Source organism: Streptomyces sp. CB02959 (genome assembly GCF_002803155.1).
GTDB lineage: Bacteria > Actinomycetota > Actinomycetes > Streptomycetales > Streptomycetaceae > Streptomyces.
This window is the reverse complement of the sequence record NZ_NNBP01000013.1, coordinates 148,678-174,412: the sequence shown is the minus strand read 5'-3', so window position 1 is coordinate 174,412 and position 25,735 is coordinate 148,678. Positions and strand designations below refer to the sequence as shown.

At 72.6% G+C, this 25,735-nt stretch carries 28 protein-coding genes; 19 read left to right on the top strand and 9 right to left on the bottom strand.

What is annotated here, in order from left to right:
• Window positions 1-20 precede the first annotated feature (20 nt).
• The gene (locus CG747_RS22075) at window positions 21-1,511 is read right to left on the bottom strand and encodes a carboxylesterase/lipase family protein (RefSeq protein WP_100603510.1); all 1,491 of its coding nucleotides are present in this window, start codon (window positions 1,509-1,511) and stop codon (window positions 21-23) included.
• 112 nt (window positions 1,512-1,623) lie between these two features.
• Window positions 1,624-2,562 carry a LysR substrate-binding domain-containing protein gene (locus tag CG747_RS22070; protein ID WP_100603509.1) on the bottom strand — a complete coding sequence of 313 codons (939 nt, stop codon included), beginning with the start codon at window positions 2,560-2,562 and terminating at the stop codon, window positions 1,624-1,626.
• Between the two features lie 163 nt (window positions 2,563-2,725).
• On the opposite strand from CG747_RS22070, the gene CG747_RS22065 reads away from it, so the two are divergent.
• The 8 genes from CG747_RS22065 to dmpG all read left to right on the top strand — a co-directional run bounded on the left by CG747_RS22065 (window position 2,726) and on the right by dmpG (window position 9,949).
• Window positions 2,726-4,183 carry a 2-hydroxymuconic semialdehyde dehydrogenase gene (locus CG747_RS22065; protein ID WP_100603508.1) on the top strand — a complete coding sequence of 486 codons (1,458 nt, stop codon included), beginning with the start codon at window positions 2,726-2,728 and terminating at the stop codon, window positions 4,181-4,183.
• A gap of 5 nt (window positions 4,184-4,188) precedes the next feature.
• Window positions 4,189-5,040, top strand: a complete 852-nt coding sequence (locus CG747_RS22060; protein ID WP_100603600.1) for a 2-keto-4-pentenoate hydratase — start codon at window positions 4,189-4,191, stop codon at window positions 5,038-5,040.
• Window positions 5,037-5,792: a 2-keto-4-pentenoate hydratase gene (locus CG747_RS22055; protein ID WP_100603507.1), complete on the top strand. Its 756-nt coding sequence runs from the start codon at window positions 5,037-5,039 to the stop codon at window positions 5,790-5,792. Before CG747_RS22060 ends, CG747_RS22055 begins: the two co-directional genes overlap by 4 nt.
• The gene (locus CG747_RS22050; RefSeq protein WP_100603506.1) at window positions 5,789-6,259 is read left to right on the top strand and encodes a RidA family protein; all 471 of its coding nucleotides are present in this window, start codon (window positions 5,789-5,791) and stop codon (window positions 6,257-6,259) included. The genes CG747_RS22055 and CG747_RS22050 overlap by 4 nt, the downstream gene beginning before the upstream one ends.
• Window positions 6,260-6,272: 13 nt before the next feature.
• A complete protein-coding gene (locus CG747_RS22045; protein ID WP_100603505.1) occupies window positions 6,273-6,851 on the top strand; it encodes a 3-hydroxyanthranilate 3,4-dioxygenase in 579 nt (192 codons plus the stop codon).
• A gap of 106 nt (window positions 6,852-6,957) precedes the next feature.
• Complete coding sequence (locus CG747_RS22040; RefSeq protein ID WP_257980613.1) at window positions 6,958-8,019, top strand: amidohydrolase family protein; 1,062 nt, start codon at window positions 6,958-6,960, stop codon at window positions 8,017-8,019.
• The gene (locus CG747_RS22035; RefSeq protein ID WP_100603504.1) at window positions 8,016-8,939 is read left to right on the top strand and encodes an acetaldehyde dehydrogenase (acetylating); all 924 of its coding nucleotides are present in this window, start codon (window positions 8,016-8,018) and stop codon (window positions 8,937-8,939) included. The genes CG747_RS22040 and CG747_RS22035 overlap by 4 nt, the downstream gene beginning before the upstream one ends.
• Entirely contained in the window at window positions 8,936-9,949 is a 1,014-nt protein-coding gene (dmpG, locus tag CG747_RS22030; RefSeq protein ID WP_100603503.1) for a 4-hydroxy-2-oxovalerate aldolase, read from the top strand. The genes CG747_RS22035 and dmpG overlap by 4 nt, the downstream gene beginning before the upstream one ends.
• 56 nt (window positions 9,950-10,005) lie before the next feature.
• Here the strand turns inward: dmpG and CG747_RS22025 are convergent, their stop codons facing one another.
• Window positions 10,006-11,085 carry a hypothetical protein gene (locus CG747_RS22025; RefSeq protein ID WP_100603502.1) on the bottom strand — a complete coding sequence of 360 codons (1,080 nt, stop codon included), beginning with the start codon at window positions 11,083-11,085 and terminating at the stop codon, window positions 10,006-10,008.
• A 73-nt stretch (window positions 11,086-11,158) separates the two neighbouring features.
• Window positions 11,159-11,575 carry a VOC family protein gene (locus CG747_RS22020; protein ID WP_100603501.1) on the bottom strand — a complete coding sequence of 139 codons (417 nt, stop codon included), beginning with the start codon at window positions 11,573-11,575 and terminating at the stop codon, window positions 11,159-11,161.
• 119 nt (window positions 11,576-11,694) lie between these two features.
• Here CG747_RS22020 and CG747_RS22015 point away from each other — a divergent pair, with 119 nt between their 5' ends.
• Entirely contained in the window at window positions 11,695-12,759 is a 1,065-nt protein-coding gene (locus CG747_RS22015; protein WP_100603500.1) for a YafY family protein, read from the top strand.
• A 49-nt stretch (window positions 12,760-12,808) separates the two neighbouring features.
• On the opposite strand, the gene CG747_RS22010 is transcribed toward CG747_RS22015, so the two are convergent.
• Window positions 12,809-13,159 carry an STAS domain-containing protein gene (locus CG747_RS22010; protein WP_180985645.1) on the bottom strand — a complete coding sequence of 117 codons (351 nt, stop codon included), beginning with the start codon at window positions 13,157-13,159 and terminating at the stop codon, window positions 12,809-12,811.
• A 259-nt stretch (window positions 13,160-13,418) separates the two neighbouring features.
• Between CG747_RS22010 and CG747_RS22005 the strand changes: the two genes are divergently transcribed.
• The 5 genes from CG747_RS22005 (at window position 13,419) to CG747_RS21985 (ending at window position 18,123) form a co-directional block, all read left to right on the top strand.
• Window positions 13,419-15,062, top strand: a complete 1,644-nt coding sequence (locus CG747_RS22005) for a PP2C family protein-serine/threonine phosphatase (RefSeq protein WP_100603499.1) — start codon at window positions 13,419-13,421, stop codon at window positions 15,060-15,062.
• Window positions 15,059-16,180 carry a B12-binding domain-containing protein gene (locus CG747_RS22000; RefSeq protein ID WP_100603498.1) on the top strand — a complete coding sequence of 374 codons (1,122 nt, stop codon included), beginning with the start codon at window positions 15,059-15,061 and terminating at the stop codon, window positions 16,178-16,180. Before CG747_RS22005 ends, CG747_RS22000 begins: the two co-directional genes overlap by 4 nt.
• Window positions 16,177-16,542 carry an STAS domain-containing protein gene (locus tag CG747_RS21995; protein ID WP_100603497.1) on the top strand — a complete coding sequence of 122 codons (366 nt, stop codon included), beginning with the start codon at window positions 16,177-16,179 and terminating at the stop codon, window positions 16,540-16,542. The genes CG747_RS22000 and CG747_RS21995 overlap by 4 nt, the downstream gene beginning before the upstream one ends.
• A gap of 127 nt (window positions 16,543-16,669) precedes the next feature.
• Complete coding sequence (locus CG747_RS21990; RefSeq protein WP_100603496.1) at window positions 16,670-17,041, top strand: ATP-binding protein; 372 nt, start codon at window positions 16,670-16,672, stop codon at window positions 17,039-17,041.
• A 197-nt stretch (window positions 17,042-17,238) separates the two neighbouring features.
• Window positions 17,239-18,123: an RNA polymerase sigma factor SigF gene (locus CG747_RS21985; RefSeq protein ID WP_100603495.1), complete on the top strand. Its 885-nt coding sequence runs from the start codon at window positions 17,239-17,241 to the stop codon at window positions 18,121-18,123.
• 48 nt (window positions 18,124-18,171) lie between these two features.
• Here the strand turns inward: CG747_RS21985 and CG747_RS21980 are convergent, their stop codons facing one another.
• Both CG747_RS21980 and CG747_RS21975 read right to left on the bottom strand, forming a co-directional pair.
• The gene (locus tag CG747_RS21980; RefSeq protein ID WP_100603494.1) at window positions 18,172-19,344 is read right to left on the bottom strand and encodes a macrolide family glycosyltransferase; all 1,173 of its coding nucleotides are present in this window, start codon (window positions 19,342-19,344) and stop codon (window positions 18,172-18,174) included.
• 78 nt (window positions 19,345-19,422) lie between these two features.
• Window positions 19,423-19,629, bottom strand: coding sequence for a hypothetical protein (locus CG747_RS21975; RefSeq protein ID WP_257980610.1), 207 nt, complete (start codon window positions 19,627-19,629; stop codon window positions 19,423-19,425).
• Between the two features lie 404 nt (window positions 19,630-20,033).
• Here CG747_RS21975 and CG747_RS21970 point away from each other — a divergent pair, with 404 nt between their 5' ends.
• From CG747_RS21970 to CG747_RS21955, 4 genes are all read left to right on the top strand, one after another.
• Window positions 20,034-21,770: a hypothetical protein gene (locus CG747_RS21970; RefSeq protein ID WP_257980609.1), complete on the top strand. Its 1,737-nt coding sequence runs from the start codon at window positions 20,034-20,036 to the stop codon at window positions 21,768-21,770.
• The gene (locus CG747_RS21965) at window positions 21,767-22,375 is read left to right on the top strand and encodes a hypothetical protein (RefSeq protein ID WP_146022125.1); all 609 of its coding nucleotides are present in this window, start codon (window positions 21,767-21,769) and stop codon (window positions 22,373-22,375) included. The genes CG747_RS21970 and CG747_RS21965 overlap by 4 nt, the downstream gene beginning before the upstream one ends.
• Before the next feature lie 11 nt (window positions 22,376-22,386).
• Window positions 22,387-23,037: a DUF3558 family protein gene (locus CG747_RS21960; RefSeq protein WP_100603490.1), complete on the top strand. Its 651-nt coding sequence runs from the start codon at window positions 22,387-22,389 to the stop codon at window positions 23,035-23,037.
• Between the two features lie 180 nt (window positions 23,038-23,217).
• Window positions 23,218-23,598 (top strand): SH3 domain-containing protein, encoded by a 381-nt coding sequence (locus CG747_RS21955; protein ID WP_100603489.1) that lies wholly within the window; start codon window positions 23,218-23,220, stop codon window positions 23,596-23,598.
• Window positions 23,599-23,685: 87 nt separating this feature from the next.
• Here CG747_RS21955 and CG747_RS48145 read toward each other — a convergent pair whose 3' ends face one another.
• On the bottom strand, window positions 23,686-23,829 hold the full coding sequence (locus CG747_RS48145; RefSeq protein WP_180985660.1) for a hypothetical protein: 144 nt from the start codon (window positions 23,827-23,829) through the stop codon (window positions 23,686-23,688).
• Between the two features lie 40 nt (window positions 23,830-23,869).
• Here CG747_RS48145 and CG747_RS21950 point away from each other — a divergent pair, with 40 nt between their 5' ends.
• Window positions 23,870-24,367 (top strand): GNAT family N-acetyltransferase, encoded by a 498-nt coding sequence (locus CG747_RS21950; RefSeq protein ID WP_100603488.1) that lies wholly within the window; start codon window positions 23,870-23,872, stop codon window positions 24,365-24,367.
• Between the two features lie 302 nt (window positions 24,368-24,669).
• Here the strand turns inward: CG747_RS21950 and CG747_RS21945 are convergent, their stop codons facing one another.
• A complete protein-coding gene (locus CG747_RS21945; protein ID WP_100603487.1) occupies window positions 24,670-25,548 on the bottom strand; it encodes an acyl-CoA thioester hydrolase/BAAT C-terminal domain-containing protein in 879 nt (292 codons plus the stop codon).
• Window positions 25,549-25,735 lie beyond the last annotated feature (187 nt).

Below are 25,735 nucleotides of genomic sequence, written 5' to 3'. Positions count from 1 at the left end.
CCGCCGGGGTTGGGGCGCGCTCAGTTCCCGGCGTCGTCCGGGCCCGCCGCTGCCGCCGCGAAGTGGCGGATCCGGGTGGGGGTGGCCGGTTCGTAGGCGGGGATGCCCTGCGGGGTGCCGGTGGTGACGAAGGTGGCGACGGCGTCGGCGAAGGCGTCGCCGAGCGCCCGGTCGGCGGCGTCCGGGCGGCCCAGCATGGGGCTGTCGGGGTAGCTGTCGAACGTGCGGAAGAGGAAGGGCAGTTCGCTGCAGTGGCAGGCGCCGAGGACGTTGCCGGCGCCTGGGGCGGCGCGGTCGAACTGGTAGACGTAGGTGTGGTTGCCGGCGGCGGCGTGGTGGTCGGCGATCTCCAGTGCGCCGTCGCGGAACTCCGCGTCGGTCTTGGCGGCGATGGCGATCCGGCCCGGCGTGGCGTGCGGGAGCTGCCCGGCGTACCGCTGGTAGAGCTGTTCCGCCTCCCCTTCGCCGGGGGCCTGTCGGGTCAGGAGGGCCAGTGCGCCGTCGCGGCTGAGGGCCTGGATGTTCGGGTCGAGTCCTATGAAGGAGGTCATCTCGTCGCGGGTGGTGCCGATCAGCACGTCCTTGCCGTCCAGGGCGCCGGCGGTGAGTGCGTCGCGCCGGGCACGGACGGCGCCGACGCCGCCGAGCACCGGGTACATCGGCGGGGCGACACCGCCTGCCCGGGCGACCTGGGACGCCAACGTGCCGTAGGCGGCGATGAGTTGTTCGGCGGGCAGGGCGCGGAGGGCCTTGCCGGGGTCGGCCTGGTCCGTCACGTCCAGGAGGCGGAGGTATGCCCCGGCGTGCTCGGCGGCCAGGTCCGGGTCCTGCGGTGACAGGCCCCAGGGGCCGCTCTGCAGCAGGACGCGGCGGACGAGTCCGGCGGTCCGCGGCTCGGTGGCGAGCGCCAGCGCCGAGAACGCGCCGGCGGACTGGCCGCCGACCGTCACGGCGTCCGGGTCGCCGCCGAACGCGGCGATGTTGTCCCGCACCCAGTGGAGCGCCGCGACCTGGTCCTGCGCGCCGAGGTTGGCCGCGCCGATCTCGGGGAGGTGGAGGTAACCGAGCGGTCCCAGGCGGTAGTTGGCGGTGACCACGACCAGGTCGCCGCGGGCGGCGAGCCGGGCTCCGTCGTACCAGTCCCAGCCGCCCGAGCCGCTGCTGAACCCGCCGCCGTGGAACCACAGCAGGACCGGGCGGGCCGTCCCGTCCGCGCCGGATCCGTGCGGGTGCCAGATGTTCAGGGTGAGGCAGCCGTCCTCGTTCCAGTCCGGGGTGCGGCGCCCCATGACCGCTTCCAGCCGGGACGGGCCCTGGGGCGCGGCGGGTCCGGCGTGCTCCGCGTCCCGGATGCCCGGCCACCGCGGGCCGGGCCGCGGCGGGGCGAACCGCAACGCGCCGACGGGGGACGCGGCGTACGGGATCCCCCGGTAGGCCACCGCCCCTTCGTGGCTCCGCCCCCGGACCCGGCCCTGGTTCGTGGCCACGACCTGGTCGCTGTCCTGCGTCATGGTGCTCGCCTTTCGTGGGTCGCGTGTTCCGCTCACCTGCTCCGGACGTTCTATCCCGGAGGCGGCGATCCGGGCCAGCGGCCGCCAGGGAGTCGGCCGGTTGCGGGTCCGGTCACTCCGGTGGGTCCGCCCGCGGCCGGGTCAGCTCGGCGGCCTGGGCCCGCAGGTGATCCAGCATCAGGCGGGTCGAGGGGGTGAGCGGCCGCCGGTCGGGCAGGGTGACGCCGACCGTGCGGCGCACCGGTTCCAGCGCCACGGGCAGCGGCGCGATCTCCCCGTCGGTGCGCGCCACCAGCTCGGGCAGTGCCGCGATCATGTCGGTGTCGCGGACGAGGGTGCGGACGGCCAGTGCCGAGCTGCACTCGACCAGGTTGGTGGGCAGCGGCAGGCCCGCGCCGTGGAAGACCTGCTCCAACTCCTGTCGTAAGGCGGTCTGCCGGAGCGGCACGACCCACGGGTGGTCGAGCAGGTCCGCGAGGGTCAGGCCGGGGCGGGAGCGGGCCGGGTGGCCGGGGCGGGCGACCAGGAGCACCGGCTCGCTGTAGAGGGTGATCTGGCGGAGCGTCGGCTGGTCGTCGATGGGGTTGAGCCGGCCCAGGACCAGGTCGACCTCGCCGTCGAGCAGCCGTGGCACCTGGGCGTCGAAGGTGGCTTCCTGGACGACCACGGTGATGCCGGGCCGGGCCGCCTTCAGTGCCGCGATGGCTCTGGGCAGTAGGACGTTGGAACCGGCGACCAGGGTGCCGACGGTCACGGTGCCGACCTCGCCGTCGGCCAGGCCGCTGATCCGGTCGCCGGCCCGCCGCAGTTCGGCGAGGACCGACCGGGCGTGCTCGGTGAACGCCGTACCGAACAGCGTCGGCGTCGCCCCGCGGGGGCCGCGGACGAACAGTTCCACGCCCAGGATCCCTTCGAGTTCACGCAGGCTCCGGGTGACCGCGGGCTGCGCCAGTCGCAGGTGTTCGGCGGCGCGCAGCACGCTGCCGTGCTCCTCGACGGCCACCACCAGCACCAGGTGCCGCAGCTTCAACCGACTGTTCAGCAGATCCATTCCGCACTCACCCCCACCGGGCCCGCCCCTTCCCTGACATACCCAAGTGGCTATATCAGACTCGTGAATTGGTATTGGACGAGCATATCCCGCACCGCGAATGATGATCCCACGGGCCGGAACCCCAACCGGCCCGGGAACCACCGAGAGGAGCGGTATCGGTATGCAGCCGGCTCACTACATCGGCGGGGCGTTCCTGCCCCCGGAGCCCGAGGCGTCCGGCGGCGGCTTCCCGCTGGTCGACCCGGCGACCGGGGCGGTCGTCGGACGGGTTCCGGAGGCGTCCCGCGAGACGGTCGACGCCGCAGTGCGGGCGGCGCGCCAGGCACTGCGGGGCCCGTGGGGCGCGACCGGGGTACCCGAGCGGGCGGCCGCCCTGCGGATGATCGCCGACGGCATCGAGCGGCGCTTCGAGGCGTTCGTGGCGGCCGAGTGCGCCGACACCGGCAAGCCCCGCGAGCTGGCCTCGACCGTCGACATCCCGCGGGCCATCGGCAACTTCCGCTCCTACGCCGACCTGCTCTCCGCACAGGCGGAACGGGCCTACCTCACCGACGTCCCCGGCTGGAGCGGCGCCGCCGGACAGGCACTGAACTACACCGTCCGCCGCCCGCTTGGCGTGGTCGCGGTGATCGCGCCATGGAACCTCCCACTGCTGCTGCTCACCTGGAAGGTCGCCCCCGCGCTGGCGGCCGGCAACGCGGTGGTCGCCAAGCCGTCGGAGGAGACCCCCTCGACCGCGACCCTGCTGGCCGACGTGATCGACGAGGCGGGGCTGCCGGACGGTGCGTTCAACGTCGTCCACGGGCACGGGCCGGGCGCCGCGGGCGAGTTCCTCACCGGCCACCCGGACGTGGACGCGATCGCGTTCACCGGCGAGTCGGCGACCGGCACCGCCATCATGCGGGCGGCCGCCGACCACGTCACCCCGGTCTCCTTCGAGCTCGGCGGCAAGAACCCCGCGGTGGTCTTCGCCGACGCCGACCTCGACGAGGCGGTGGCCGGCACGGTCCGGTCGGCGTTCACCCACTCCGGGCAGATCTGCCTGTGCACCGAGCGGGTCTACGTCCAGCGCCCGGTCTTCGACGCGTTCGTCACCGCGCTGGGCGCCCGGGCCCGCAAGCTCTCCGGCTACGGGCCGCTGATCTCCGCGCGCCACCGCGACAAGGTGCTGTCGTACTTCCGGCTCGCCGTCGAGGAGGGCGCCACCGTCGTCGCCGGCGGCAGCGCCCCGGTCTTCGGCGACCGACGGGACCGCGGCTTCTACGCGGAGCCGACCGTGCTCACCGGGCTGCCGCCGACCGCCCGCGCGGTCCGCGAGGAGGTCTTCGGGCCGGTCTGCCACATCGCCCCGTTCGACACCGAGGAGGAGGCGGTCCGGCTCGCCAACGACAGCCCCTACGGCCTGGCGGCCACCGTCTGGACCCGCGACCTGTCCCGGGCGCACCGGGTGGCGCCGCGCATCGAAGCCGGCATCGTCTGGGTGAACTGCTGGAACCTGCGCGATCTGCGCACCCCGTTCGGCGGGCGGAAGGCTTCCGGGATCGGCCGGGAGGGCGGCGAACACTCACTGGAATTCTTCTCCGAGCCCACCAACATCTGCGTCCGGATCGGTGGGTGAGCGCGATGCGGACAGCCCCGACGACCACCACCCGCGAGGTCGGCGTCAGCGCCGCCGCCCGGCAGTTGCTGGCCGCCCACGCCACCCGTACGCCCTGCGACCCGGTGCGCGATCTGATCGACGGCGTGGACGAGGCGTACGCCGTGCAGGAGATCCTGGCCCGCTCCTGGCTGGCCGCCGGCCGCCGGCCCGTGGGCCGCAAGATCGGACTGACCTCCCGCAGCGTCCAACGCCAACTGGGCGTGGAAAGCCCGGACTTCGGGGTGCTCTTCAGCGACATGGCGGTACCGGACGGCGCCGAGGTGCCGGCCGGCGCGGTGTTGCAGCCCCGGGCGGAGGCCGAGGTGGCCCTCGTCCTGGAGCGGGACCTGACCCACGAACGGCACACCGTCGCCGACGTGTTGCGCGCCACCGCGTTCGCGCTGCCGGCGATCGAGGTGGTCGGCAGCCGCATCCGTGACTGGGACATCACGCTGACCGACACCATCGCCGACAACGCCTCCTGCGGGATGTACGTGCTCGGCAACCGCCCGGCCCGGCTGGCCGACCTGGACCTGCGGCTGTGCGGGATGGTCCTCGAACGGCGGGGGGAGCAGGTGTCCACCGGCGCCGGCGCGGCCTGCCTGGGCCATCCGCTGAACGCGGCGATCTGGCTGGCCGACACCCTGGTGCGGTGCGGTCGACCGCTGCGTGCCGGGGACACCGTGCTGACCGGGGCGCTGGGCCCGATGGTCCGCACCGCGCCCGGCGACGTGCTGGAGGCCCGGATCGAGGGCCTGGGGGATGTCCGGGTCGCGTTCGCCCGGGACGATGCGGCCGACGACGCGAGGACGACCGAGGAAGGCACCACGGCATGACCGACATCCAGGAGCTGGCCGCGACGCTCGACGACGCCGAGCGCGGCGTCCGGGCGATAGCCCCGCTCACCGAGACCGGGCCGCTCGGCGTCGCGGACGCCTACCGGGTCCAGCGGGCCGTCCTCGCCCGCCGCAAAGCCCGCGGCGAGCGGCTGATCGGCGTGAAGATGGGCTTCACCAGCCGGGCCAAGATGGTCCAGATGGGCGTCGACGACGTCATCTGGGGGCAGTTGACCGACACCATGCTCGTCGAGTCGACGCTGGACCTGAGCGGCCTGATCCAGCCGCGGATCGAGCCGGAGATCGCGTTCCTGATCGGCCGCCGGGTCCGCTCGGCCGTCGAGGCGGACGCCGCGGTCGCGGGCGTCGCGGTCGGCTACGAGGTGCTCGACTCCCGCTACCGCGACTTCGCGTTCACCCTGCCCGACGTGATCGCCGACAACGCCTCCGCCGCGGCCTTCGGCATCGGTGCCTGGCACGATCCCCGCGACCTGGGCGGCATCGACAACATCGGCCTGGTGATGGAGATCGAGGGGCGGCTCACCCAGACCGGTTCGTCGGCCGCGATCCTCGGCGACCCGATGCGCTCGCTGCGCGCCGCGGCCCGCCTCGCGGAACAGGCCGGCACCCCGTTGGAACCGGGCTGGGTGGTACTGGCGGGCGCCGCCACCGCCGCCGTACCGCTCCCCCGGAACGCGCACGTCCGGGTCACCGGGGCGGGCCTGGGCAGTGTGGCGGTGACGACGGTATGAGCGACGCGATCCTGGTCGAGGGCAAGGCCGCGCCGCGCGGGCGGTTCCCGCATGTGCGGCGGGCCGGCGACTTCGTCTTCGTCTCCGGCACCAGCTCCCGCCGGCCCGACGGCAGCTTCGCCGGCGCCACCGCCGACGACCTGGGCGTCACCCGCGTCGACATCCGCGAGCAGACCCGGGCCGTCATCGAGAACCTCCGCGATCTGCTGCGGGCGGCCGGCGGGGACCTCCGCGACGCGGTCGACCTCACCGCCTACCTGGTCAACATGCACGACTTCGGCGGCTACAACGAGGTCTACGCCGCGTACTTCGACGAGACGGGGCCGGCCCGCACCACCGTCGCGGTCCACCAGTTGCCCCATCCGCACCTGCTCATCGAGATCGCGTGCACCGCGTATCTCCCGCGCCGGGCCGACCCCCGGCCCGACGAAACCGCGTCCCGCGTGTTACCGGCCAACGAGTCCTGAGGAGCGCAAGACGATGACCCTGCCCAAGCTGTCGTGCGGAATGCCGTTCAACTTCGAGCGGTGGATCGAGGAGCACCGCGATCTGCTCCGCCCGCCGGTCGGCAACGTGCAGGTCTGGCAGGACAGCAACGTGATCGTCACCGTCGTCGGCGGTCCCAACCAGCGCACCGACTTCCACGACGACCCGATCGAGGAGTTCTTCTACCAGCTCAAGGGCAACATGGTCCTCCGGGTGATGGAGGAGGAGGGCAAGCCCCCCGTCGACGTGCAGATCAACGAGGGCGACGTCTTCCTGCTGCCGCCGCACGTGCGCCACTCACCGCAGCGGCCGGAGCCCGGCTCGATCGGCCTGGTGGTGGAGTTCGCCCGCCCCAGGGGCTGCAAGGACGCCGTCGAGTGGTACTGCACCGAGTGCTTCCACCTCGTCTACCGCGCCGAACTCCAACTCCGTTCGATCGTCGACGACCTGCCCCCGATCTTCCGCGGCTTCTACGCCGGCGAACGCACCTGCCCGCACTGCGGGGCCCGCCACCCCGGCGCGGAATGGCCCGAGCACCAGCGCCCGCAGACCCTCCCCCGCACCCGCGGTTGACCCGGGGGTCGTCCCCCGTTCCGCCCCTGTACGGGGCCCACCATGCCCCCGTGGGCGGGCCAGGCGCCCCGTCCCGCCCGCCCACGGGCCTTCGAAACGGAGTCCCGTGACCGTCAGCGACATCCACCCCCGCAACCCCACCGAACGCCACGACCGTGCCGCCGTCATCGACGTCCACACCCACCTCTTCCCGAGGATCTCCCGCGCCGAGAGCCGCATCCTGGGCGGTGCCGGGGAGCCCTGGCTGCGGGAGGTGGGCGACGGCACCGGCATGATGATGAGCGGCGCCGACGACTACCGCCCGGTCCGCGCGGAACTGTGGGAGCCCGGCAGCCGACTGGCCGCCATGGACCGCTCCGGCGTCGACGTCCAGGCGGTCTCCTCCACCCCCCTGCTGTTCGGCTACGCCGCCGACCCGGCCCGCGCCACCGACTGGTGCGAGCTGGTCAACCAGCGGATCCTGGACTTCTGCGGCCAGGCCCCGGACCGGCTGCTGCCACTGTGCCAAGTCCCGTTGCAGGACGCCGCGTCGGCCGCCGCGGCGGTCACCCGGGCCAAGGCCGCGGGCCACCGCGGAGTGCACATCGGCAACCACGTCGGGCAGCGCTACCTCGACGACGCCGACCTCCTCGCGTTCCTCGCCCACTGCGCCGACGAGGACATGCCGGTCCTCGTCCACCCGTGGGACATGCTCGGCGCCGACCGGATGGCCCGCGGGTACATGCTGCCGTGGCTGGTGGGCATGGCAGCCGAAACCCAACTCTCGCTCCTCTCCCTGATCCTGTCCGGCGGATTCGAACGGCTCCCCCGCTCGCTGCGGATGTGCTTCTGCCACGGCGGCGGCAGCTTCGCCTACCTCCTGGGCCGGGCCGACAACGCCTGGCACCACCGCGACATCGTCCGCGAGGACTCCCCTCACCCGCCCTCCTTCTACACCGACCGCTTCTCCGTCGACTCGGCCGTCTTCGACCCCAGGGCGCTGCGCCTGCTGCTGGACGTGATGGGTACCGAACGGGTCATGCTCGGCACCGACTTCCCCTTCCCGCTCGGCGAGCAGGAACCCGGCGCGGCCATCCGCGCCTGCGCCGGCCTGACCGACGCGGACCGCGCGGCGCTGCTCGGCGGCAACGCCCGCCGCTTCTTCGGCCCGGCGGCGGGCGCGCGATGAGCCCCGCCCCGCCCCGTACCAAGGTCGCGATCATCGGGTCCGGCAACATCGGCACCGACCTGATGATCAAGATGCTCAGGACCTCCGGCGTACTGAGCGTGGCCGCCCTGGCCGGCATCGACCCGGCCTCCGACGGTCTGGCCCGGGCCCGTCGTCTGGGAGTCCCCACCACCCACGACGGCGTCGGCGGCCTGCTGGCCCGCCCCGACTTCGACGCGATCGACATCATCCTCGACGCCACCTCCGCCGCCGCCCACCAGCACCACGCCACCGTGCTGGAGCCCTACGGCAAGCAGCTGATCGACCTCACCCCGGCCGCCGTCGGCCCGTTCGTCGTCCCGCCGGTCAACCTCGACGAGCACCTCCGGGCGCCCGACCTCAACATGGTCACCTGCGGCGGCCAGGCCACCGTGCCGATCGTCGCCGCGGTCTCCCGGATCACGCCCGTCCGCTATGCCGAGATCATCGCCTCGATCTCGTCCCGGTCCGCCGGACCGGGCACCCGCGCCAACATCGACGAGTTCACCGAAACCACCGCCCGCGCCCTGGAGGTGGTCGGCGGCGCGGCCCGCGGCAAGGCGGTGATCATCCTCAACCCCGCCGACCCACCGCCGCTGATGCGCGACACCGTCCACTGCGTGGTCGGCGCCGGCGCCGACGGCGCGGCCCTCACCGAGGCCATCGGCGCCATGGTCGCCGAAGTCGCCGCCTACGTGCCCGGATACCGGCTCAAACAACCGGTCCAGATCCGCCCGATCGGCCCCGGCGACCCGCTCGCCGCACTCGCCGGCGGCGGGCAGCTGGTCTCGACGTTCCTCGAAGTCGAGGGCGCCGCCCACTACTTGCCCGCCTACGCCGGCAACCTGGACATCATGACGTCCGCAGCACTGCGCGTCGCGGAAAGGCTGGCCACCCGATGACCCACGACCTCTACATGCAGGACGTCACCCTCCGGGACGGGATGCACGCCATCCGGCACCAGTACGGCCTCGACGACGTCCGCGCCATCGCCCGGGCCCTGGACGCCGCGGGGGTCGCCGCCATCGAGGTCTCCCACGGCGACGGCCTGGCCGGCTCCAGCGTCAACTACGGCCCCGGCGCGCACACCGACGAGGAGTGGATCGCGGCCGCCGCCGAGGTGGTGCGGCGCGCCACCCTCACCACCCTCCTGCTGCCCGGCATCGGCACCCTCGCCGAACTCAGGCGCGCGTACGCCCTGGGCGTGCGCTCCGTCCGCGTCGCCACCCACTGCACGGAAGCCGACACCGCCGCCCAGCACATCGGCACCGCCCGCGAACTGGGCATGGACGTCGCGGGGTTCCTGATGATGTCCCACCTGGCCGACCCGGCGACCCTCGCCGCGCAGGCCAAGCTGATGGAGTCCTACGGCGCCCACTGCGTCTACGTCACCGACTCCGGCGGCCGCCTCACCATGAACGGGGTCCGCGACCGGATCCGCGCCTACCGCGACGTCCTGGACGCCGACACCGAGATCGGCATCCACGCCCACCACAACCTCGCGCTGGGCGTCGCCAACTCCGTGGTCGCGGTGGAGCACGGCGCCCGCCGGGTGGACGCCTCCCTCGCGGGCATGGGAGCGGGCGCGGGCAACTGCCCCCTGGAGGCCTTCGCCGCCGTCGCCGACCTGATGGGCTGGCGGCACGGCTGCGACACCTTCCGTCTGATGGACGCGGCCGACGACCTGGTCCGCCCGCTCCAGGACCGACCGGTCCGGGTCGACCGGGAAACCCTCTCGCTGGGCTACGCCGGTGTCTACTCCAGCTTCCTCCGCCACGCCGAGGACGCCGCCGGGCGCTACGGCCTGGACACCCGCGACATCCTCGTCGAGGCCGGATTCCGGGGCCTGGTGGGCGGACAGGAGGACCTGATCGTGGACATCGCCCTGGACCTGGCGGAACACTCCCCCTGACGCGAACGCCCGCTCCCCGGCCGAGCCGAGAACCCTGCCCGGGGCCGGTGCGGGCCTCAGCGGGGCGCCGCGGCCACGCTGTCCAGGGCCCGCCCGATCTCGGCGGCCGGAAAGGGCGTCCGCTTGCTCTCGGTCAGCACCCGCCGGTGGAATTCGCCCAGCACCACGGCGGCCGAGGCGTGCCGGTCGACGAGCGCGGCGAGCTCCCGCGGAACGCCGTCGGGCCGGTGGCCGGCGATCCACTCCCGCAGGAAGGCGTCGCGTTCCCTCCCGCCGAACAGCTCCTCGGGCAGGTGGTGGCGGAGCAGATGGCTCACCGTGTGGCAGCGGTCGTAGACGAGGTGGTCGGTGAGGAACTCCGCCTCGGCCGGGGTCAGTTCGAAGTCGGAGCTCAGCGCGAGTCCGAAGTCCGCGAAGTACAGCCGCCGCCCATCGGTCAGGACGTTGGCGAAGTGCGCGTCGAAGTGGACGAGTCCCTTTGAGCTCATGAAGGCGGCACCGCGTGTCAGGGCGTCCTCGGCCCACAGGTACGGCGAGCCCTGCCCGCCGTCCGGGGCGGCGGTCCGGTGGTCGTGCAGCCAGTCGCCGAGGGTCTGCGGGACGTGTTCCAGGAAGAGCACCAGGCTGGCCGAAGCCCGGCCGATGGCCTCCAGGCGCTTGCGCACGGCCGCGGAGCCCTCCCAGTGCGCGACCGCCCCGTCGACGCCCCCGAGCCCGTCGGCGAACCCTTCGGGAGGGGAGTCGGGCAGCACCCGCCAGTGGTACATCAGCGGAAAGCCCTCGTAGGCGTTGCCCAGGACCCAGTTGGTGGTCATGACGTGCACCGCCAACTCGCGCCAGGCCCCGAACCCGGCCGAGCCCACCCCGTACTGGTAGAACATCGGCAGTCCGAAGAGGTTCGCCGTCGACCGCACGTTCTCCGGCCGCAACTCGGTGTCCGTCAGGGGGACCCGCTTGACGAACACCCGCGTGCCGTCGATGTCCAGCTCCGCCGACCGCCCGCCGATACCGGACCCGAGCGGGACCGCGGCGGCCACCATCCCGCCGAGCCGGCGGTCGCTGAGCAGCGCCAGGCGGGTGGCGACGGTTCCGTACGCGGCGAGCCGCGCGGGATGGCCCGGATCCGGGTGGTGCATCGACGACTCCTCGGTATCCGGAAGCGGGACTTCGGTGATCTCGTGGACGTCGTCGACCCTATCCGCCGACTTCCTAATGGGCGGCGGTCTCCTGGCGATCGTGCCGCTGCACGGCGTCGGCGGTGACGGGCGTGAAGAAGTTGATCAGGTTCCCGTCGGGGTCCCGGAAGAGCAGGGAGCGGTTGCCCCACGGCATCGTCGTCGGCTGCTGAACGAACTCGCAGGCCAGCGACGTCAATCGCCGGTACTCGGCGTCGACGTCGACGACCCGGAACTCGGTGATCACGCTGCGGTTGGCGGCCGGCTGGGCCGAGTCCCCGCCGAACAGCGCCACCGTGCGGTCGCTCGCGATCGCCAACGTGCATGACGCGGTGACGAGTTCGGCGAAGTCAGGTGTCGACCAGGTCGCGGAGACGGCGGTGACCTGTTCGTAGAACGCGACCAGGCGGGCGACGTCGTGGGTGATCACGCGGATCGAGACGAAGTTCATGAGGACTTGCTTCCTGTGAGAGGCGGCGCCGGGGAAGGGGCACCGGTTGAAGGGACGCCTCGAACGCTAGGACCGATACCGGACAGAATCCGCCCGGTATCGGAGGCAGACTTGTCCGGGTGACCACATCGACCACCCGGGTGCTCGCCCTGCTGGAGATCCTTCAGGGCGGCGGCATCCGCACCGTCCCCGACCTGGCCGCCCTCCTCGACGTGGACGAACGCACCGTCCGCCGGTACGTCGGCCACCTGCTGGATCTCGGCGTGCCCGTCGACTCGGTGCGTGGCCGCTACGGCGGATACCGGCTCGCCCCCGGCTATCGGATGCCGCCGCTGATGCTCACCGACGAGGAGGCCCTGGCCGTCGTCCTCGGCCTCCTGGCCGCGCAGCGGGCCGGGCTGGTGACCGCGTCCGCCGCTGCGGCCGAGAGCGCCGCGGCGAAACTCCGGCGGGTCCTGCCCAAGGCCCTGGCGCGGCGGTTGGAGGCACTGCTGGACACGGCCGGTTTCACCGCCCGGCCCCGCCCCGCCGCCGCTCCGGAGGCGGAGGTACTGCTCGGCCTTGCGGAGGCCACGCTCCACCAGCGGCCGGTGGAGATCGCCTACACCGACCGGACCGGCCGCGGGAGCGAGCGCACCGTCCTGCCCTACGGCCTTGTGGCGCATTCCGGACGCTGGTACCTCACCGCTGCGGACCCGGCCGCCGCCGACGGCGACACCCGGACCTTCCGACTGGACCGGATCACCGCCATGACCGTGCGGTCCGGCTCGTTCGCCGTCCCGGCAGCGTTCGACCCGGTGGCCGACGTGCTGGAGGGCCTCGCGCGGACGCCCTGGACCCACGAGGTGTCGCTGCGGATCCGCGGCAGCGCCGAACACGTCCGCAGCCGCCTCCCGCCCGGCATCGCGACCCTGTCCGCGATCCCTGCCACCGCCGCCGTCGACGGCACCGGCCCGCCGGACGGCGGCGAAGCCCCGCCGGACGGTTCCGCCGACCCTGCTGCCGACCCCGCCGCCGACCCGCACAACGGCTGGGTCCGGGTTCGGATGCGAGCCGAGCGACTGGACTGGATTCCCCCCGTACTGGCCGCTCTGGATTGCCCGTTCGTCATCGAACGCCCGGCGGAACTGCGCGACCTCGTGCAGGCGCTGGCCCGCCGGCTCGCCGAGTACGGCGCCCTCTGACACGGCCCTGGCACGGCCCCGGCACGGCGCTGTCACCGTGGCGGCCGGGTCACTCCCGCACGGCGCTCGGCACGTTGTCGACGAGGGTGAAGTAGTCGGCGGTCCCGGTGACCTCGAAGAGCCGCCGGACCACCGCCTGGAACGGGCCCGCCACCAGCAGCTTGCCCTGCCGGCGGTGGTGGGCGCGCTGCGCGCCGAGCAGGACGTGCAGGACGGTGGAGTCCGCGAAGTCGGTGAGCGAGAGGTCGACCACGGTCCGTCGGGCGTCGTGCGACTCCGCCAACGCACACGCCTCTTCCAGGAGAGCGGCACTCTCGTGGTCGAGGGAGCCGGTGACGCGGATGACGAACACCTGATCCTCAACTGCGTGGGTGACCACGGCCGGTGTGGGTGCGTGCATGAGTGACAGGATGTCACGGGTGGTGGTCGCAGGGCTCCCGGAGATCACGGTACGGCCGGAATAAGCGTGCACATGACGCGACTTCCCGACCCGGGGCGGGTCGTGGCCGGGCGCCAGGCAGTCGGGCGGCACGCCGCGCGGAAGAATTGGCCGGGGGCGGATTGCGCGCGGGAGCCGGCCAGTGGAATGGTGGGCGGCAGCCCCCTCGCACGCACGACCACGGAAGGTGAGCGGCTCCGGAAGGCCCGGAGCCCGACATGTGGTGAACTCCGCCAACCGCTCCGCCGACAGTACCTGGAGTGACGCAGCCCTGCACGCGGCACCCTACCCGGCCCTCGTGGCCGGCCCCGTGGGAACGGTGCGTCGGGCCAACGAGGCGTTCGGCAGGCTGGTACCCGGCGCCGTCGAGGGCAGCACCCTGCGCGAAGTACTGCCCGACTGGCTCTTCCTGGCCCACGACCGCCTCCCCACCACACCCGCGCCGCACGCCCCGCCACCCCGGGGCGAGGTCGCCGGGCGCAGCTTCGAGGCCCATGCGACCCGCCTGCCCGACGGCGAGGTCGTGTGGTGGCTGACCGACGACACCGACGTCCGGCTGGCCGAGCGGCAGCTGCTCCAGGAGCGCAGTCGGACCGCGTTCCTGGCCAGGGCCTCCAACGAACTGCTGTCATCGCTCAACCTCGACCGCTGTATGGAGGTGGCCGGCCGGTTGGCGGCCGCCCACCTCGCGGATGCCGCCGTCGTCATCGCGCCCCCGCGCGGGCGGGTACTGCCGATGGTGTCCGCCGACGCCACCGGGACGTCCGCCCGCCAACTGACCGGCGTCACACCGGAGATGGCCCCCGGCCTCGCGGAGGCCCTGCAGGGTTTTCCGCCGGTGGCCTCCCGGTGGATCGATCCGGCGGCGGCACCGGAGTGGCTGGTGCCCGAGGGCTTCGGGCCGGTGGGGGCGATGGTGGTCACCCCGCTGCCCGGCCACGGTGTCCCGGCCGGCGCGCTGGTCCTGCTCAGGCGCGCCCAGCACGCCGCGTTCAGCGAGAGCGAGGAGGTCTTCGCCCGGCTGTTCGCGGCGCGGGCCGGGGCGGCGATGTCCGCGGCCCGGCTCTACGCGGAACAGGCCCACATCACCGAGACGTTGATGCGCGACCTGCTGCCTCCGCGCGTCGGCCAGGTCGACGGGATCGAGTTCGCGGCCCGCTACCGTGCGGCCAAGGACGGCGAGCGGGTCGGCGGCGACTTCTACGACATCCACCCGGCCGCGGTGTCCGGGGACGAGTCCCTGGTGGTGCTGGGCGACGTGTGCGGCAAGGGGCTGGACGCCGCGGTGCTCACCGGCAAGATCCGCAACACCCTGCACGCGCTGCTGCCGATGGCCGGGGACCACGTCCGGATGCTCCGGCTGCTCAACGGCGCACTGCTCAGCTCCCATCACACCCGGTTCGCGACGCTCGTCGTCGCCTCGGCACGCCGCCGCGCGGACCGGGTGGAGCTGCGGGTGACCTGCGCCGGGCACCCCGCTCCGCTGGTCGTCCGCGCGGACGGCCGGGTGGCGGAGGCCGAGACCCTCGGCAACCTCGTCGGCGTCCTGCCGGAGATCAATGCGGTGACCGCCCCGCTCACCCTCGCCCCAGGTGAGTCCCTGGTGCTGTTCACCGACGGCATCACCGAGTCCAGAGGCGGCCCGCTGGGCGACGAACTCTTCGGCGACGCGCGGCTGCGGCGGGCCCTCGCCCACTGCGCGGGGATGCCCGCCGAGGCGGTGGCCGAACACGTCCAGATGCTCGCCGCCGAGTGGGTCGGTCCGAACAAGCACGACGACATGGCCGTGGTCACCGTCACCGCGCCCCGAGGCGCTCCCTCCCCCACGGCCGACGCTCCCCCGACGGACGGACCCGGTGCATGACGACGTCCTCGACAGTCCCGCCCCCGGCGACGACCGGAGACGAAGTCGCCCGGCACGCCGACCGGTTGTGGCAGGCGGTCCGCAGCGGTGACGAACACGCCGCCGGCGCCCGTGCCGCCCTGGCCGATGGCGTACCCGCGGAGACCCTGCTGCTGGACGTCATCGGCCGCGTCCAGCGGAAGGTCGGCGTGGAGTGGGCCGCGAACCGGCTGACCGTGGCGCAGGAGCACGCCGCCACCGCGATCAACGACCGCGTCATCGCCATGCTCGCGCAGCATCCGGATGCCGCCCCCGCACAACCGGAGCGCGGCCGGGTGACCGTGGCCTGCGTGGACGGCGAGTGGCACGCGCTGCCCGCCCGGCTGTTGGCCGAGGTGCTCCGGCTGCGCGGCTGGCGGGTCGACTACCTGGGCGCGCAGGTACCGGCCCCGCATCTGATCGCCCACCTCCACCTCACCAACCCCGATCTGGTGGCGCTGTCCGGTTCCCTGGTCACCCGGCTGCCCACCGCGCACGCCACCCTCACCGCCTGTCAGGCCACCGGTGTCCCGGTGCTGGTGGGCGGCGCGGTCTTCGGGAGCGACGGCCGCCACGCCCACCAGTTGGGTGCCGATGCCTGGGCACCGGACGCCCGGCAGGCCGCCGAGCGGCTGCGGCGCCCCCTGGCCCGCCGGGCATCGGACCACCAGGTGCTCGACGACCTGCCGCACCTGGCGGACCAGGAATACACGCTGGTCGCCGGGAGCGCCCGGCAGTTGGTGCGGGACGTGCTGGCGGGCCTGGAGTCCCGCTTCCCCGCCGTCCGGGACTACGACGACCGCCAGCGGGACCACACCGCCCAGGACATCGCCCACATCGTGGAATTCCTCGGCGCCGCCCTCTACACCGACGACAGCGAGGTCTTCAGCGGCTTCCTGGTCTGGACGGCGGACGTCCTGCACGCCCGCGCGGTACCTCCCGTATCGCTGCTGCCCGCCCTCGACCTCCTGGAGCACGGGCTCCGGGACTTCCCCCGGGCGGCGGGTCTGATCTCCCGCAGCCGGCAGGCCCTCTCCGAGGCGCTGCACGCTCCCGGCCGGCCCGACCCCGAACGGAACGACCCCGGAAAGCCCGCATGACCGACGCACCGCCCGCCCGGATACTTCGCCTCTCCTCGACTCTCATCGGCCCCGACGCGCTCAAGATCACGGTGCGGGGCGAACTCGACGTCGACAGCGCCCCCGAGTTCCAGGACGCCGTGGCCGAGCAGCTCACCGCCCACGCGGGCCTGCGGTCCCTGCACGTGGACTGCGGTGGGCTGGCGCTGTGCGACTCCATGGGCCTGTCGGCGCTGCTGATGGTCCACCGCCGCACCAGCACGCTGGGGGTGCGGCTGCACTTGGAGGAGCGCCCGCCCGCCCTAGACCGGCTGCTGACCGTGACCGGCACGCTGGAGCATCTCACCGCTCCCCCGGTCCCGCCCCGGCTCCCCCTGCACTGAGACGAAGCCGGGAACGGCCCGGGCGTGCTCCGGCGGTGTGGCAGAGTGACCTCCTGATGCACGATTCGCAGTACGGCGGGTAGGCGCACACCCGAGGCCGGATCCCGCACCACCAGGGAGGTGAACGGTGGCTCTCACAGCGGAACTTCCCGCTACCTCAGGCGAAGCGCGCGACCGCGTGCTCACCTTGCTGCACTCCTGTCACCGGCAGATCGACGACCTGGTGGTGGCCGACGCCCTGTTGATCACCTCGGAACTGGTCACCAACGCCCTGCGGCACGCCGGCGGGGTCACCGGCTTCACCGCGCGGATCCGCGGCGATCGGCTGGAGGTGACCGTCGAGGACGCCAGCCCGGTCCACCCGTTCGTCCCGCCCGACGACCGGAACGGCCGGATCGGCGGCTACGGCTGGTCGCTGGTCCGCCGACTCGCCACGTCCGTCGCCATCACGCCGACGGCGCTCGGCAAGGGCATCCACGTCGCACTGCGCCTCGGATGAGGTGCCGTGGGGGCGCGCGGCCCGAGTGACGGTCCCTGCTTTCGCCTTCCTGGGATGCCCCGGCCGGTGACCGCCGATGACCACCGGTGACCGGTCCCCCGCAGCGGTGGGATTCGCACCGGATACGCATGCCCCGGCCCGAGCCGGGTAGGCGCCGGCACAGGTGCCCGCGGGAGTCGGGCACGGAGGGAGGCGTGATGACCATCGTCGTGAACAGCACCGCGGCCCCGGCGCGCACCACGGAACGCGACGGCGGTCTCCCGGAGGTCAGGCACCCGCGTGCGGTGGCGCCCCGGGACGCCCGCGAGCTGTCCAAGCAGTTCTTCGTCCGGCTGCGCGAGCTCGAAGAGGGCACCCGTGCGTACCAGTACGCACGGAACACGCTGATCGAGATGAACATGTCGATGGTGCGTTACGTCGCCCGCCGCTACCGCCATCGCGGCGACGACATGGAGGACATCGTCCAGGTCGGCACCATTGGGCTGATCAAGGCCATCGACCGCTTCGACCTCTCCCGCGAGGTGGAGTTCTCCACCTTCGCCGTGCCCTACATCCTCGGTGAGATCAAGCGGTTCTTCCGGGACACCGGCTGGGCGGTGCACGTGCCGCGCAGGTTGCAGGAGTTGCGCACCCAACTCGCCAAGGCCAAGGAGCAGTTGCACACGGCGCTGGACCGCGACCCCACCGTCGCGGAACTCTCGGCGCACCTCGGGCTGCCGGAGGAGGAGGTGATCGAGGGCCTCGTCGCGGCCAACGGCTACTCCGCGGATTCCCTGGACACCCCGGTCGACCCCGATCCGCTCGACCAGCGGCGCGCGCTGACCGAGGTCCTCGGCGCGGACGACCCCGCCCTGGAGACCGTCGAGGACCTCCACGCCCTCGCGCCGCTGCTGCAGCGGCTCGACGACCGCGAACGGCGCATCATCGAGCTCCGCTTCGGCCAGGAGATGACCCAGTCGCAGATCGGGGCCGAACTCGGCGTGTCGCAGATGCATGTCTCCCGTCTGCTGAACCGGACGTTGAGCCGGCTGCGCACGGGCATGCTCACCGACGCCGAGCCCGACCCGTCGCCGGGCCCGTGATGCGGGGCCGGTCCGCCCCCACCTCCGCGGGGCGGACCGGCTAGCCGGTCAGCGCAGGTACTCCTCGATCACGTCGGCACCGCGCGCAGCACCGCCGCTCTCCCGTACGACCTTCTGCATCCGGTCGAGGTTGGCTCGGACCGCGGCGTCGGACGCGACCCTGGCCACCGCGGCGCGCAGCGCCTCCGCGGTCACCGTGCGCGCGTCGAGCTGTTCACCGAGTCCGAGTTCCTGCACCCGTCCGGCGTTGGCGGCCTGTTCGGGCATCTGCGGGACGGCTATCAGGCCGACTCCGTAGTACAGGGACTCCATCGTGGAGTTCATGCCGGTGTGCGAGACGAAGGCGGTGGCCCGCTGGAGCACGGCCGGCTGCGGGAACCGCGCCCGGACGTCGAACGACGCCGGAATCGGCCCCAATGCGGCGGGATCCAACCCGCCCACCGACATCGCCACGTGGTACGGCTCGCCGGCGAAGGCCTCGATGCAGGTGCGGTAGAACTCCGGGCGGTCGTTGAAGACCGTGCCCAGCGAGACGAACAGCACCGGAGCCTCGGGGTCCGGCGGCGACCACGGTTCGTCCTCGCGGCTGCCGAGCGAGGGACCTATGAAGTGGAACCGTTCGTCGAAGGAGTCGCCGGCCGGCTGGAACTCCCTGGGTATGAATACCAGGTTGAGCTTTTCGGTCGCGTCCAACAGGTTCGCCGGGTCGAGCGCGACACCGTTCTCCGCGGCGAATTCCTCGCAGTCGGGGCCGATCGCGGCGACGACCGGATTCACCCCGCCGGTCCCGTCCATGAACTGGGCGAACAGCGAATACGTCTCGTTCGACGCGAAGTTGGGGATGAGACGGACCCCCGGCAGGCCCAGCTCCTCGGCGAGGATCCGGCCGCACCAGTTCATCGCGTCGTAGCAGATCGCGTCCACCGACTCGGCGGCGCAGTGTTCCCGCAGCACGGGATAGGCCGCCCGCATTCCGGTGAACAAGTGGCGCATGAAGCGACCGAAGATCTCCGGTCCGAAGTCGCCGGTGGGGGCTTCGATGGTCGGGAGCGGCGGCAACTCCACCCAGCGGGCACCGGAGCCGGTGACCGCGTCGGCGTATTCCGCGCTGGTGGCGTAGTCCACGCGGTGGCCGCGCCGAACGAGTTCCTCGACCAGCGGCAGCGTGGGATTGATGTGGCCGTGACCGAGAAGAGCCACGAATAACAGGTGTTTCGCCATGTCGAAAATCCTAGCGATCGCGGATTTTCGCCCCGGCTCCGCCCCCTCATCCGGCGGCGCCGCCGCCATCGCCGCCGGTCATTGCTCGGACGACGGCAGCCGGCGCCCCAGGTTCCGCGCCAAGTGCCGGGCGGCGTGCGACCCTTCGCCGGTTCCCGCCGCCAGCAGTCGCAACAGCTCGATCGCTGCCTGCGCCTCCCGCAAGGTGAGCAGCGGCAGTCGTTTCTCGTCCAGATCCACCACGCCGTCGACGAGGCTGAGCAGTCGGTCGTTCATTTCACTCATGGACGGGTTAACGGCCACTAACTCTCCCGGTTACGGTCGGGCGAACGGGCGGGCGGGCGGACGGAACGGGGGGCGCGGGCGGAGTCCGGCGCAGAGCCGGGCGCGGGTGCGAGCCGGTACCGGTACCGGCACCGGCACCGGTGGCGGTGGCGGTGGCGGTGGCGGTGGGCGCGACGCTCGGCCACCGCCGGCGCGCCGTCGCTCGCGGGCGCGGCGGTGGGCGTACGTGCGGGCGCGAGGGCGGAACCGGCAGCGGTCCGCCGCTCGGCGCCTCAGCTCCCTACCGCAGTCACCAATCGCCCGGAATCCCTTCCGGGCCCGGCGACCGGGGGTCATACTGCCCCATAGCAACTCCGTCAACTCCTCGCAACCGAGGACGAGTTCGATCACGGGGGTGCATGATCATGCCCGTCCCCGAACATCCAGCCACCGCACCGTCGAACACCTCATCGACGGACCCTTCCTCCTCATCCCCCACCCCGCCAACCGAGCACGGCCGGAGCGAGGCCACCCGGCTGCTCTGTGCGGGGGTCTACTTCGACGGCCAGTTCCGCCGCCGCGTCATCCAGGAACTGGTCGAACACGAGGAACGGCCGATCGCGCCCTCGCTGGGCTACGACGCGCTGCCGGTCCTCGCCCACGCCTTGCAGGCCCGCCGCCGGGAGACGCAGACCGGGCTACTGCTGCTGGCCGTCTGGGCCGTCTTCATCGGGCTCGATCTGGCCGATGTCGGCGCGCAGACCTTGCTGCCCGTCCCCTGGTTCCTGGCGTACGCGGCGGTCTGCGTCGTGTCCTGGCTCGCCCGCGGGACCCGGAGTTCACTGTTCGCCCTGGGGCGCTCGGTGATCAAGGAGGCCACCCGCGGCCGGCTCAAGGCCGTGCTGCCGGTGCTGCCGTTCCTGATCGCCGTGGTGTACTGGGCGGCCGTACTCCTGACGCTGTTCCGCGGCGGTGATGCCTGGATCGCCGTGGTGTTCCCGATCCTGCTGGTACCGCCCGTCTGGGCGTACCGGACGCACGTCGTCTCCGTCATGCGCCATCAGCTGAGCCGCGACGCCTTCGCCAAGGGGCGGCGCGTGACACTGCCGGCCACCGCCCAGTACCAGCGGATCGGCGCGGCCATCGCGCGGGAGCAGCACGCCCGGCTGGCCATCTACGACCCGTTCCGGCCCTTCGTGGGCGCCGGCACGCCGTACAAGCCGTGGTCGGTCGCCATGGAGCTGAAGCAGACCTGGGCGGAGCCCGGGGAGCCGGCGGAAGGGGACCCACCGCCGCGGCCGCAACCCCTCTCGTTCACCAAGTCGCGGCCCGGGACCGGCACCGCGCCGCTCACCGGCCGTGAGGTCGTCGATCTGATCAAGCCCCGGCTGGAGGCACTGCGCACCTCGGCCGCGGCCACCAGTCGGGACCGGCTGCGCTCCCTCGAAGTCGAGGAACTGGTCTATCTGCCGGTCGGACTGCCGCGGGAGGAGGTGGACTACGCTCCCGACACCATCCGCGACCACCTCGACCGGGCGGTCGGCGAGGGCGCTGAGGCCCGCCGCCACTTCCTGCGAGTGCGGGTCGGGGCCTGGGACGAGCAGGTTGCGATCTGCCTGCTGGTCCGCATCCACACCCAGGGCGGGATGCTGGTGCTGGAGGTCGCCCCGCACGTCCTGACACCGGTGCGCCCGGAGTTCAAGTCGGTGGACGTGCTCGCGGCGCACGGTGGGGACGGCCCGCTGCGCGATGCCGTCCGCGGCGTGCTGACCAGCCCCTCGGCGGGGTGCGCCGCCGTGGTCTCGCTGGGCCAGGCGACGGTGTCCCTCTTCCGTACCTGGCTGGCGATGCCGCAGTACGCCCTGCCGGACGCGCCGGCCGCTTCCGTAAGGGAGTTGGGGAGCGTGGCGGAGCTCTCGCTGTTCCAGGAGATGGACATCAGCCGGTACGTGAAGACCCTGCAGGACCGGATCGCCAACGGGGTGCAGGAAGCCCTGCGGAACAAGGGCTACGAAACGGGCGTGTTCGACCAGTACATCATCAACGTCGGTGAGGGCGGGGTGTTCATCGGCGGGATGAGCGGCGGCGCGGTCGCCTCCGGCGAGCGGGCCTCGGCGAAGCACACGGACACATCGACGGATACGGGGGGCGGTCGAGGATGACGGTGGAGGACCAGGAACCGGCGGAGGGCCGGACGGCTCCCGATACGGGAACGGGCGGCTCTCCCCCGCCCGGCGACGAGGCACCGGGCGGCAAGGGGGCCGGCGGCGGCATCAGCATCGGCGTTCTGACCGGCGGCGCGGTCGCGGCCGGGGAGCGGGCCAGTGCCGAGGACCGCTCGCTGCGGGACGGCCGCCCGGCACCGCCGCTCGCGCTCGTGGACGGCGCCGCGGCGCCCGCCGTACCGCCGAGCACCGGCGGGATCAGCATCGGCGTCATGGCCGGCGGCGCCGCGGCCGCCGGCGCGGATGCCCGGGCGCTCGACGCCTCGACCCAGCCGGCGATCGACGCGCCGCCGGAACTCCGCGCGGCCCTGGGCACCCTGCGCCGACAACTCCCCCTGCTCAACGCGTCGGACGAGACGTCGGAGATCGACGCCCGGCTGGCCGACGCCGAAGCGGAGATCGACACCACCGGGCAGGTGCGACGGGACCGCCTGCAGTGGCTGCGCGACCGACTCGACCTCGGTACGACGGCCGTGGCGGGGCTCGCCTCGGCGACCGCCGTGGTGCAGCAGATCATCCAACTCCTCGGCGGCCAGGGCTAGGAGGGGTCGGCATGGCCCAGTGGAACGACGACAGACAGGATTGGGTGGAGCCGTCGCGCCCGGTCAGCGCGCTGCCGGACGGCAGGTCGCGCCGCATGCTGATCGTGACGGTCACGGTGCTCGTGCTGGTCGCGGCGGCCGTCGTCGGCCTGTGGCGACTGGCGCGCGACGACAGTCAGGACTCCCCGGGGTGGAGTGGCCTCCCATCGTCCGCGCCCAGCGTCAGCTGGTCGGGCACCCCCGGCGAACCCGGCTCCTCGTCGGGGCCGGGCGCCGTCGGCACGGCCGCCGACCCCTGCTCGGCGCTGGACCCGAACACGGCCGCGGCCTTGGGCCTGTCCCCGGGCCGCGCGGACGTCTCCGCCAACCCGCAGTCCGGACTGAAGGCGTGCAGCTGGAGCTGGACCTCGGGCGGTGTGTCCCTCACCTACGACCTGATCTACTCCAAGGACATCCCGGTGTCGCCGGAGCCCACGCCGACCAGCATCGCCAACGTCCCCTCCGCGTCGGTCACCGGGAACGACCTGGGGTGCGTGGTCCTGTGGCCCACCTCGTTCGGAAAGGCGTTCGTGCACGTCAAGTCGGACAGCGGAGCACAACCGGACCTGTGCAACACCGCAGCCGGCTTCGCCTCCCAGGTGGCTCCGCGAGTGCCCTCCTGACGCACCATCACACCGCACCTCCCCACCACCGCCGGATGCACCGTCCCGGGCAGGTATTCGAGAAGTGCCCGGGACGGTGGATTCGGTGGCTCGGCAAGGGTTCCGGACGCCAGTCGGGGAATTCTCGCCTGGCACCGAAACGTCCGGACAGCCGGATGGATCGCGACCGGGAGGTTGGCCATGACACACCTGTCCCCGTTCCGCCGAGGCGCCGCCGTGCTGGCGGGCGCCGGACTCCTCTGCGGTGTCCTCGGCACCGGCGCGGCCACCGCCGCGGGCCCGGCACCGGTCGCCGCGGGCGGTGGCCATGGCCCGTTCAAGGGCCGCGTCATCGCCCGGTCCGGTCTGGTGCTGCGGTCCGGCCCCGGGACCGCGTACCGGGCGGTGGGTTCGCTGCCGCACGGCACGGTCGTCACCTTCGTCTGCAAGGTCGACGGCCAGGACGTGCACGGCAATCCGCGCTGGTACGAACTCGGTGAGGGCCGGCCCGCCTGGGCGGCAGCGCGCTACGTCGAGACCATCGGTGCCGCGCCCGACTGGTGCCCGGCCCGGCACCGCTGAACCGCCCGCGGAGCTCCGTCCCGGCACCGTGCGGTGGCCGGGACGGTCTCCCGCGGAGAGGGCCCTGCTCTTCGCGCCTCCGCGAGGTCAGGCACTGCCAGATGCGTGGACGGCTTTGAGCAGGCCCGGGAGTGTGGGCAGGACGTCGTCGTAGAGCGTCTCCTGTTCGCAGCCGTGCCCGCCGGTTCGAGCGATCTCTTCGGCCAGATCCCGCAGGGCTGGGATGCGCATTCCGAAGCAGCCTGGAAGCCATTGCCGATAGGCTGATTGGATGTTCACAGTTCGTCGCGCCGGCCAGTACGACGGGGACGTCCTCGGCGAGATCCACGCCGCAGCCTGGGAAGCGGCTTATGCCCCCTTCTTCACTCCGGAGTTCGCCACACGTGCGATCCAGAGCAGACGAACACGATGGCACGAAAGGATCGCACAGGGAGCACGAACGATCCTGCTGGCCGAACACGACAGCCGACCTCTGGCAATGTCCGCCTCCGGCCCATCCTCGACCCGGCCGGGGCTTGCCGAGATCCATACCTTCTTCAGCCACCCCGACAGCTGGGGCAGCGGCATCGCCACCGCGCTGATGACCGAGACACTGAACCACCTGCGCAACGACGGGTTCCCCCAGGTACACCTGTGGACACTGCGCGACACACCACAATCCCGTCGCTTCTACGCCAAGTGCGGCTTCACCGAGCGCGGCACCGCACGCACCCACGACTTTGGCGATGGGAACCCCCTTGACCAGGTCGAATACGAGCGAGTGTGCTGATACTCCCAGAGGGACTCTCGCCGTCTCCCGGCCCGCTAGAGGGCTAACGGCCTCGCTGCCCAGCTGCCTTGGCGGGCGGCTGGCCGCCTGCGTTCACGGTCACGCCAGCGCCGTCATTTCTCATCGACATCTTCGAGCTGACGGTCCGCCAACTGCCTCCGAAACACGTCGACAAAGCTGTCCTAAGTGGTCGAGCCTGGAAGTCATTCGGGGGTTGACGTCGGAGTCTGCTGCGCGTAGGCCCCGACGCCTCGCGCGCAGAAGCCCGCCCGGCAGTGACACCACGATGATGTTGGCGCCTGTCACGTGGAGTTGGCCTTGGTCTGGCCCGGATGGAGTAGGCCGAGGATGGGTGCCCAGGCCGCTTCGCCGAGCAGGGCGTCGCTGCGGGCTGTCCCTCCGTAGGCAAAGGTCTTCGAGGGCGCGGCGGGGCCTTCACCCGGGAAGCGCGGCCGGTGTCCGGCGTCGTCGCGGGTCACCAGGTGGACTGGGGTGTCGGCTGCTCGGCGGCGCGCGGCCAGCTGCTCTGCGTACCGTAGGGAAGGCCACATGGCGTCGTCGCCGCCGGCGACGAGCAGGATGTCGGCGGACGCCTTCTCCACCGGGATCGTGGCGGCGTCCAAACGTCGGGCGTAGGTCCGCTCGCTGAGTTCGTACCAGCCTCGAATCGCTACCGGACCGTCGCCTTGTTCCACGGGCTGCCAGGAGTCGCCGTCCATCGGGATGAAGGGCAGCGGCTGCCCCTGCCACGTCCAGGAGGACCGCCAGGGCCGGTCCCGCCCGTCGAGCCCCGGTCCCACGTTGCACCAGACCAGCGCGTTCGGAGAGATGGCGACCACCGCGTTGACGCGCGGCTCGTGAACGGCGGTGAGCAGCGCGGCCTCGGCGCCCTTGGACCAGCCGAGGATGCCGACGCGCTCCGCTCCACGAGATTGCAGCAGGTCGACGGCCGCGACTAACGTCTCCAGCGGTACCTCGCAGATTCCCGCCGGCTGCCCCGGTCCGCCGTACCACCGGATGGCCAGCACGAGGAAACCCTTCTCGGCGAGAAGCCTCGCGCGTTGGCGGTCCACCCGGCCGCTCGACCCGGCCAGTACGACGACACCCGTGCCGTTGCCCGCGGTCGGCTCCATCAGGACCGCTTCCCAAGGGACCGTCAGTTCGTGTTCAACGATGACCACGGTGTCTCCTCTGTCGGCCGGGAATTGACCTGGAGTGAGGCTATCGGCACCCCGACGGGCCCGTCCTGTGGGCCCGCACGGCCTGCGGGTATCACCTACAGGTGCTCGGCTGCGGCAAGGCGGTGCGGTCGCGCCCGGCAAGGAGCTGCTCGAAGCGGTGGTGTGTGCCGACCGTGTGGGCGCGACC

Excerpts from the sequence above, each read along its gene's own strand:
- CG747_RS21960 (WP_100603490.1), top strand. The coding sequence starts at position 22,387 with ATGGCCCAGTGGAACGACGACAGACAGGATTGGGTGGAGCCGTCGCGC.
- CG747_RS21975 (WP_257980610.1), bottom strand. The coding sequence starts at position 19,629 with ATGAGTGAAATGAACGACCGACTGCTCAGCCTCGTCGACGGCGTGGTG.
- CG747_RS22010 (WP_180985645.1), bottom strand. The coding sequence starts at position 13,159 with ATGCACGCACCCACACCGGCCGTGGTCACCCACGCAGTTGAGGATCAG.
- CG747_RS21950 (WP_100603488.1), top strand. The coding sequence starts at position 23,870 with ATGTTCACAGTTCGTCGCGCCGGCCAGTACGACGGGGACGTCCTCGGC.
- CG747_RS48145 (WP_180985660.1), bottom strand. The coding sequence starts at position 23,829 with ATGCGCATCCCAGCCCTGCGGGATCTGGCCGAAGAGATCGCTCGAACC.
- CG747_RS22070 (WP_100603509.1), bottom strand. The coding sequence starts at position 2,562 with ATGGATCTGCTGAACAGTCGGTTGAAGCTGCGGCACCTGGTGCTGGTG.
- CG747_RS22055 (WP_100603507.1), top strand. The coding sequence starts at position 5,037 with ATGACCGACATCCAGGAGCTGGCCGCGACGCTCGACGACGCCGAGCGC.
- CG747_RS21965 (WP_146022125.1), top strand. The coding sequence starts at position 21,767 with ATGACGGTGGAGGACCAGGAACCGGCGGAGGGCCGGACGGCTCCCGAT.
- CG747_RS21995 (WP_100603497.1), top strand. The coding sequence starts at position 16,177 with ATGACCGACGCACCGCCCGCCCGGATACTTCGCCTCTCCTCGACTCTC.
- CG747_RS22025 (WP_100603502.1), bottom strand. The coding sequence starts at position 11,085 with ATGCACCACCCGGATCCGGGCCATCCCGCGCGGCTCGCCGCGTACGGA.
- CG747_RS21980 (WP_100603494.1), bottom strand. The coding sequence starts at position 19,344 with ATGGCGAAACACCTGTTATTCGTGGCTCTTCTCGGTCACGGCCACATC.
- CG747_RS22020 (WP_100603501.1), bottom strand. The coding sequence starts at position 11,575 with ATGAACTTCGTCTCGATCCGCGTGATCACCCACGACGTCGCCCGCCTG.
- CG747_RS22075 (WP_100603510.1), bottom strand. The coding sequence starts at position 1,511 with ATGACGCAGGACAGCGACCAGGTCGTGGCCACGAACCAGGGCCGGGTC.
- CG747_RS22060 (WP_100603600.1), top strand. The coding sequence starts at position 4,189 with ATGCGGACAGCCCCGACGACCACCACCCGCGAGGTCGGCGTCAGCGCC.
- CG747_RS22000 (WP_100603498.1), top strand. The coding sequence starts at position 15,059 with ATGACGACGTCCTCGACAGTCCCGCCCCCGGCGACGACCGGAGACGAA.
- CG747_RS22035 (WP_100603504.1), top strand. The coding sequence starts at position 8,016 with ATGAGCCCCGCCCCGCCCCGTACCAAGGTCGCGATCATCGGGTCCGGC.
- CG747_RS22045 (WP_100603505.1), top strand. The coding sequence starts at position 6,273 with ATGACCCTGCCCAAGCTGTCGTGCGGAATGCCGTTCAACTTCGAGCGG.
- CG747_RS21985 (WP_100603495.1), top strand. The coding sequence starts at position 17,239 with ATGACCATCGTCGTGAACAGCACCGCGGCCCCGGCGCGCACCACGGAA.
- dmpG (WP_100603503.1), top strand. The coding sequence starts at position 8,936 with ATGACCCACGACCTCTACATGCAGGACGTCACCCTCCGGGACGGGATG.
- CG747_RS22065 (WP_100603508.1), top strand. The coding sequence starts at position 2,726 with ATGCAGCCGGCTCACTACATCGGCGGGGCGTTCCTGCCCCCGGAGCCC.
- CG747_RS22050 (WP_100603506.1), top strand. The coding sequence starts at position 5,789 with ATGAGCGACGCGATCCTGGTCGAGGGCAAGGCCGCGCCGCGCGGGCGG.
- CG747_RS21970 (WP_257980609.1), top strand. The coding sequence starts at position 20,034 with ATGCCCGTCCCCGAACATCCAGCCACCGCACCGTCGAACACCTCATCG.
- CG747_RS21955 (WP_100603489.1), top strand. The coding sequence starts at position 23,218 with ATGACACACCTGTCCCCGTTCCGCCGAGGCGCCGCCGTGCTGGCGGGC.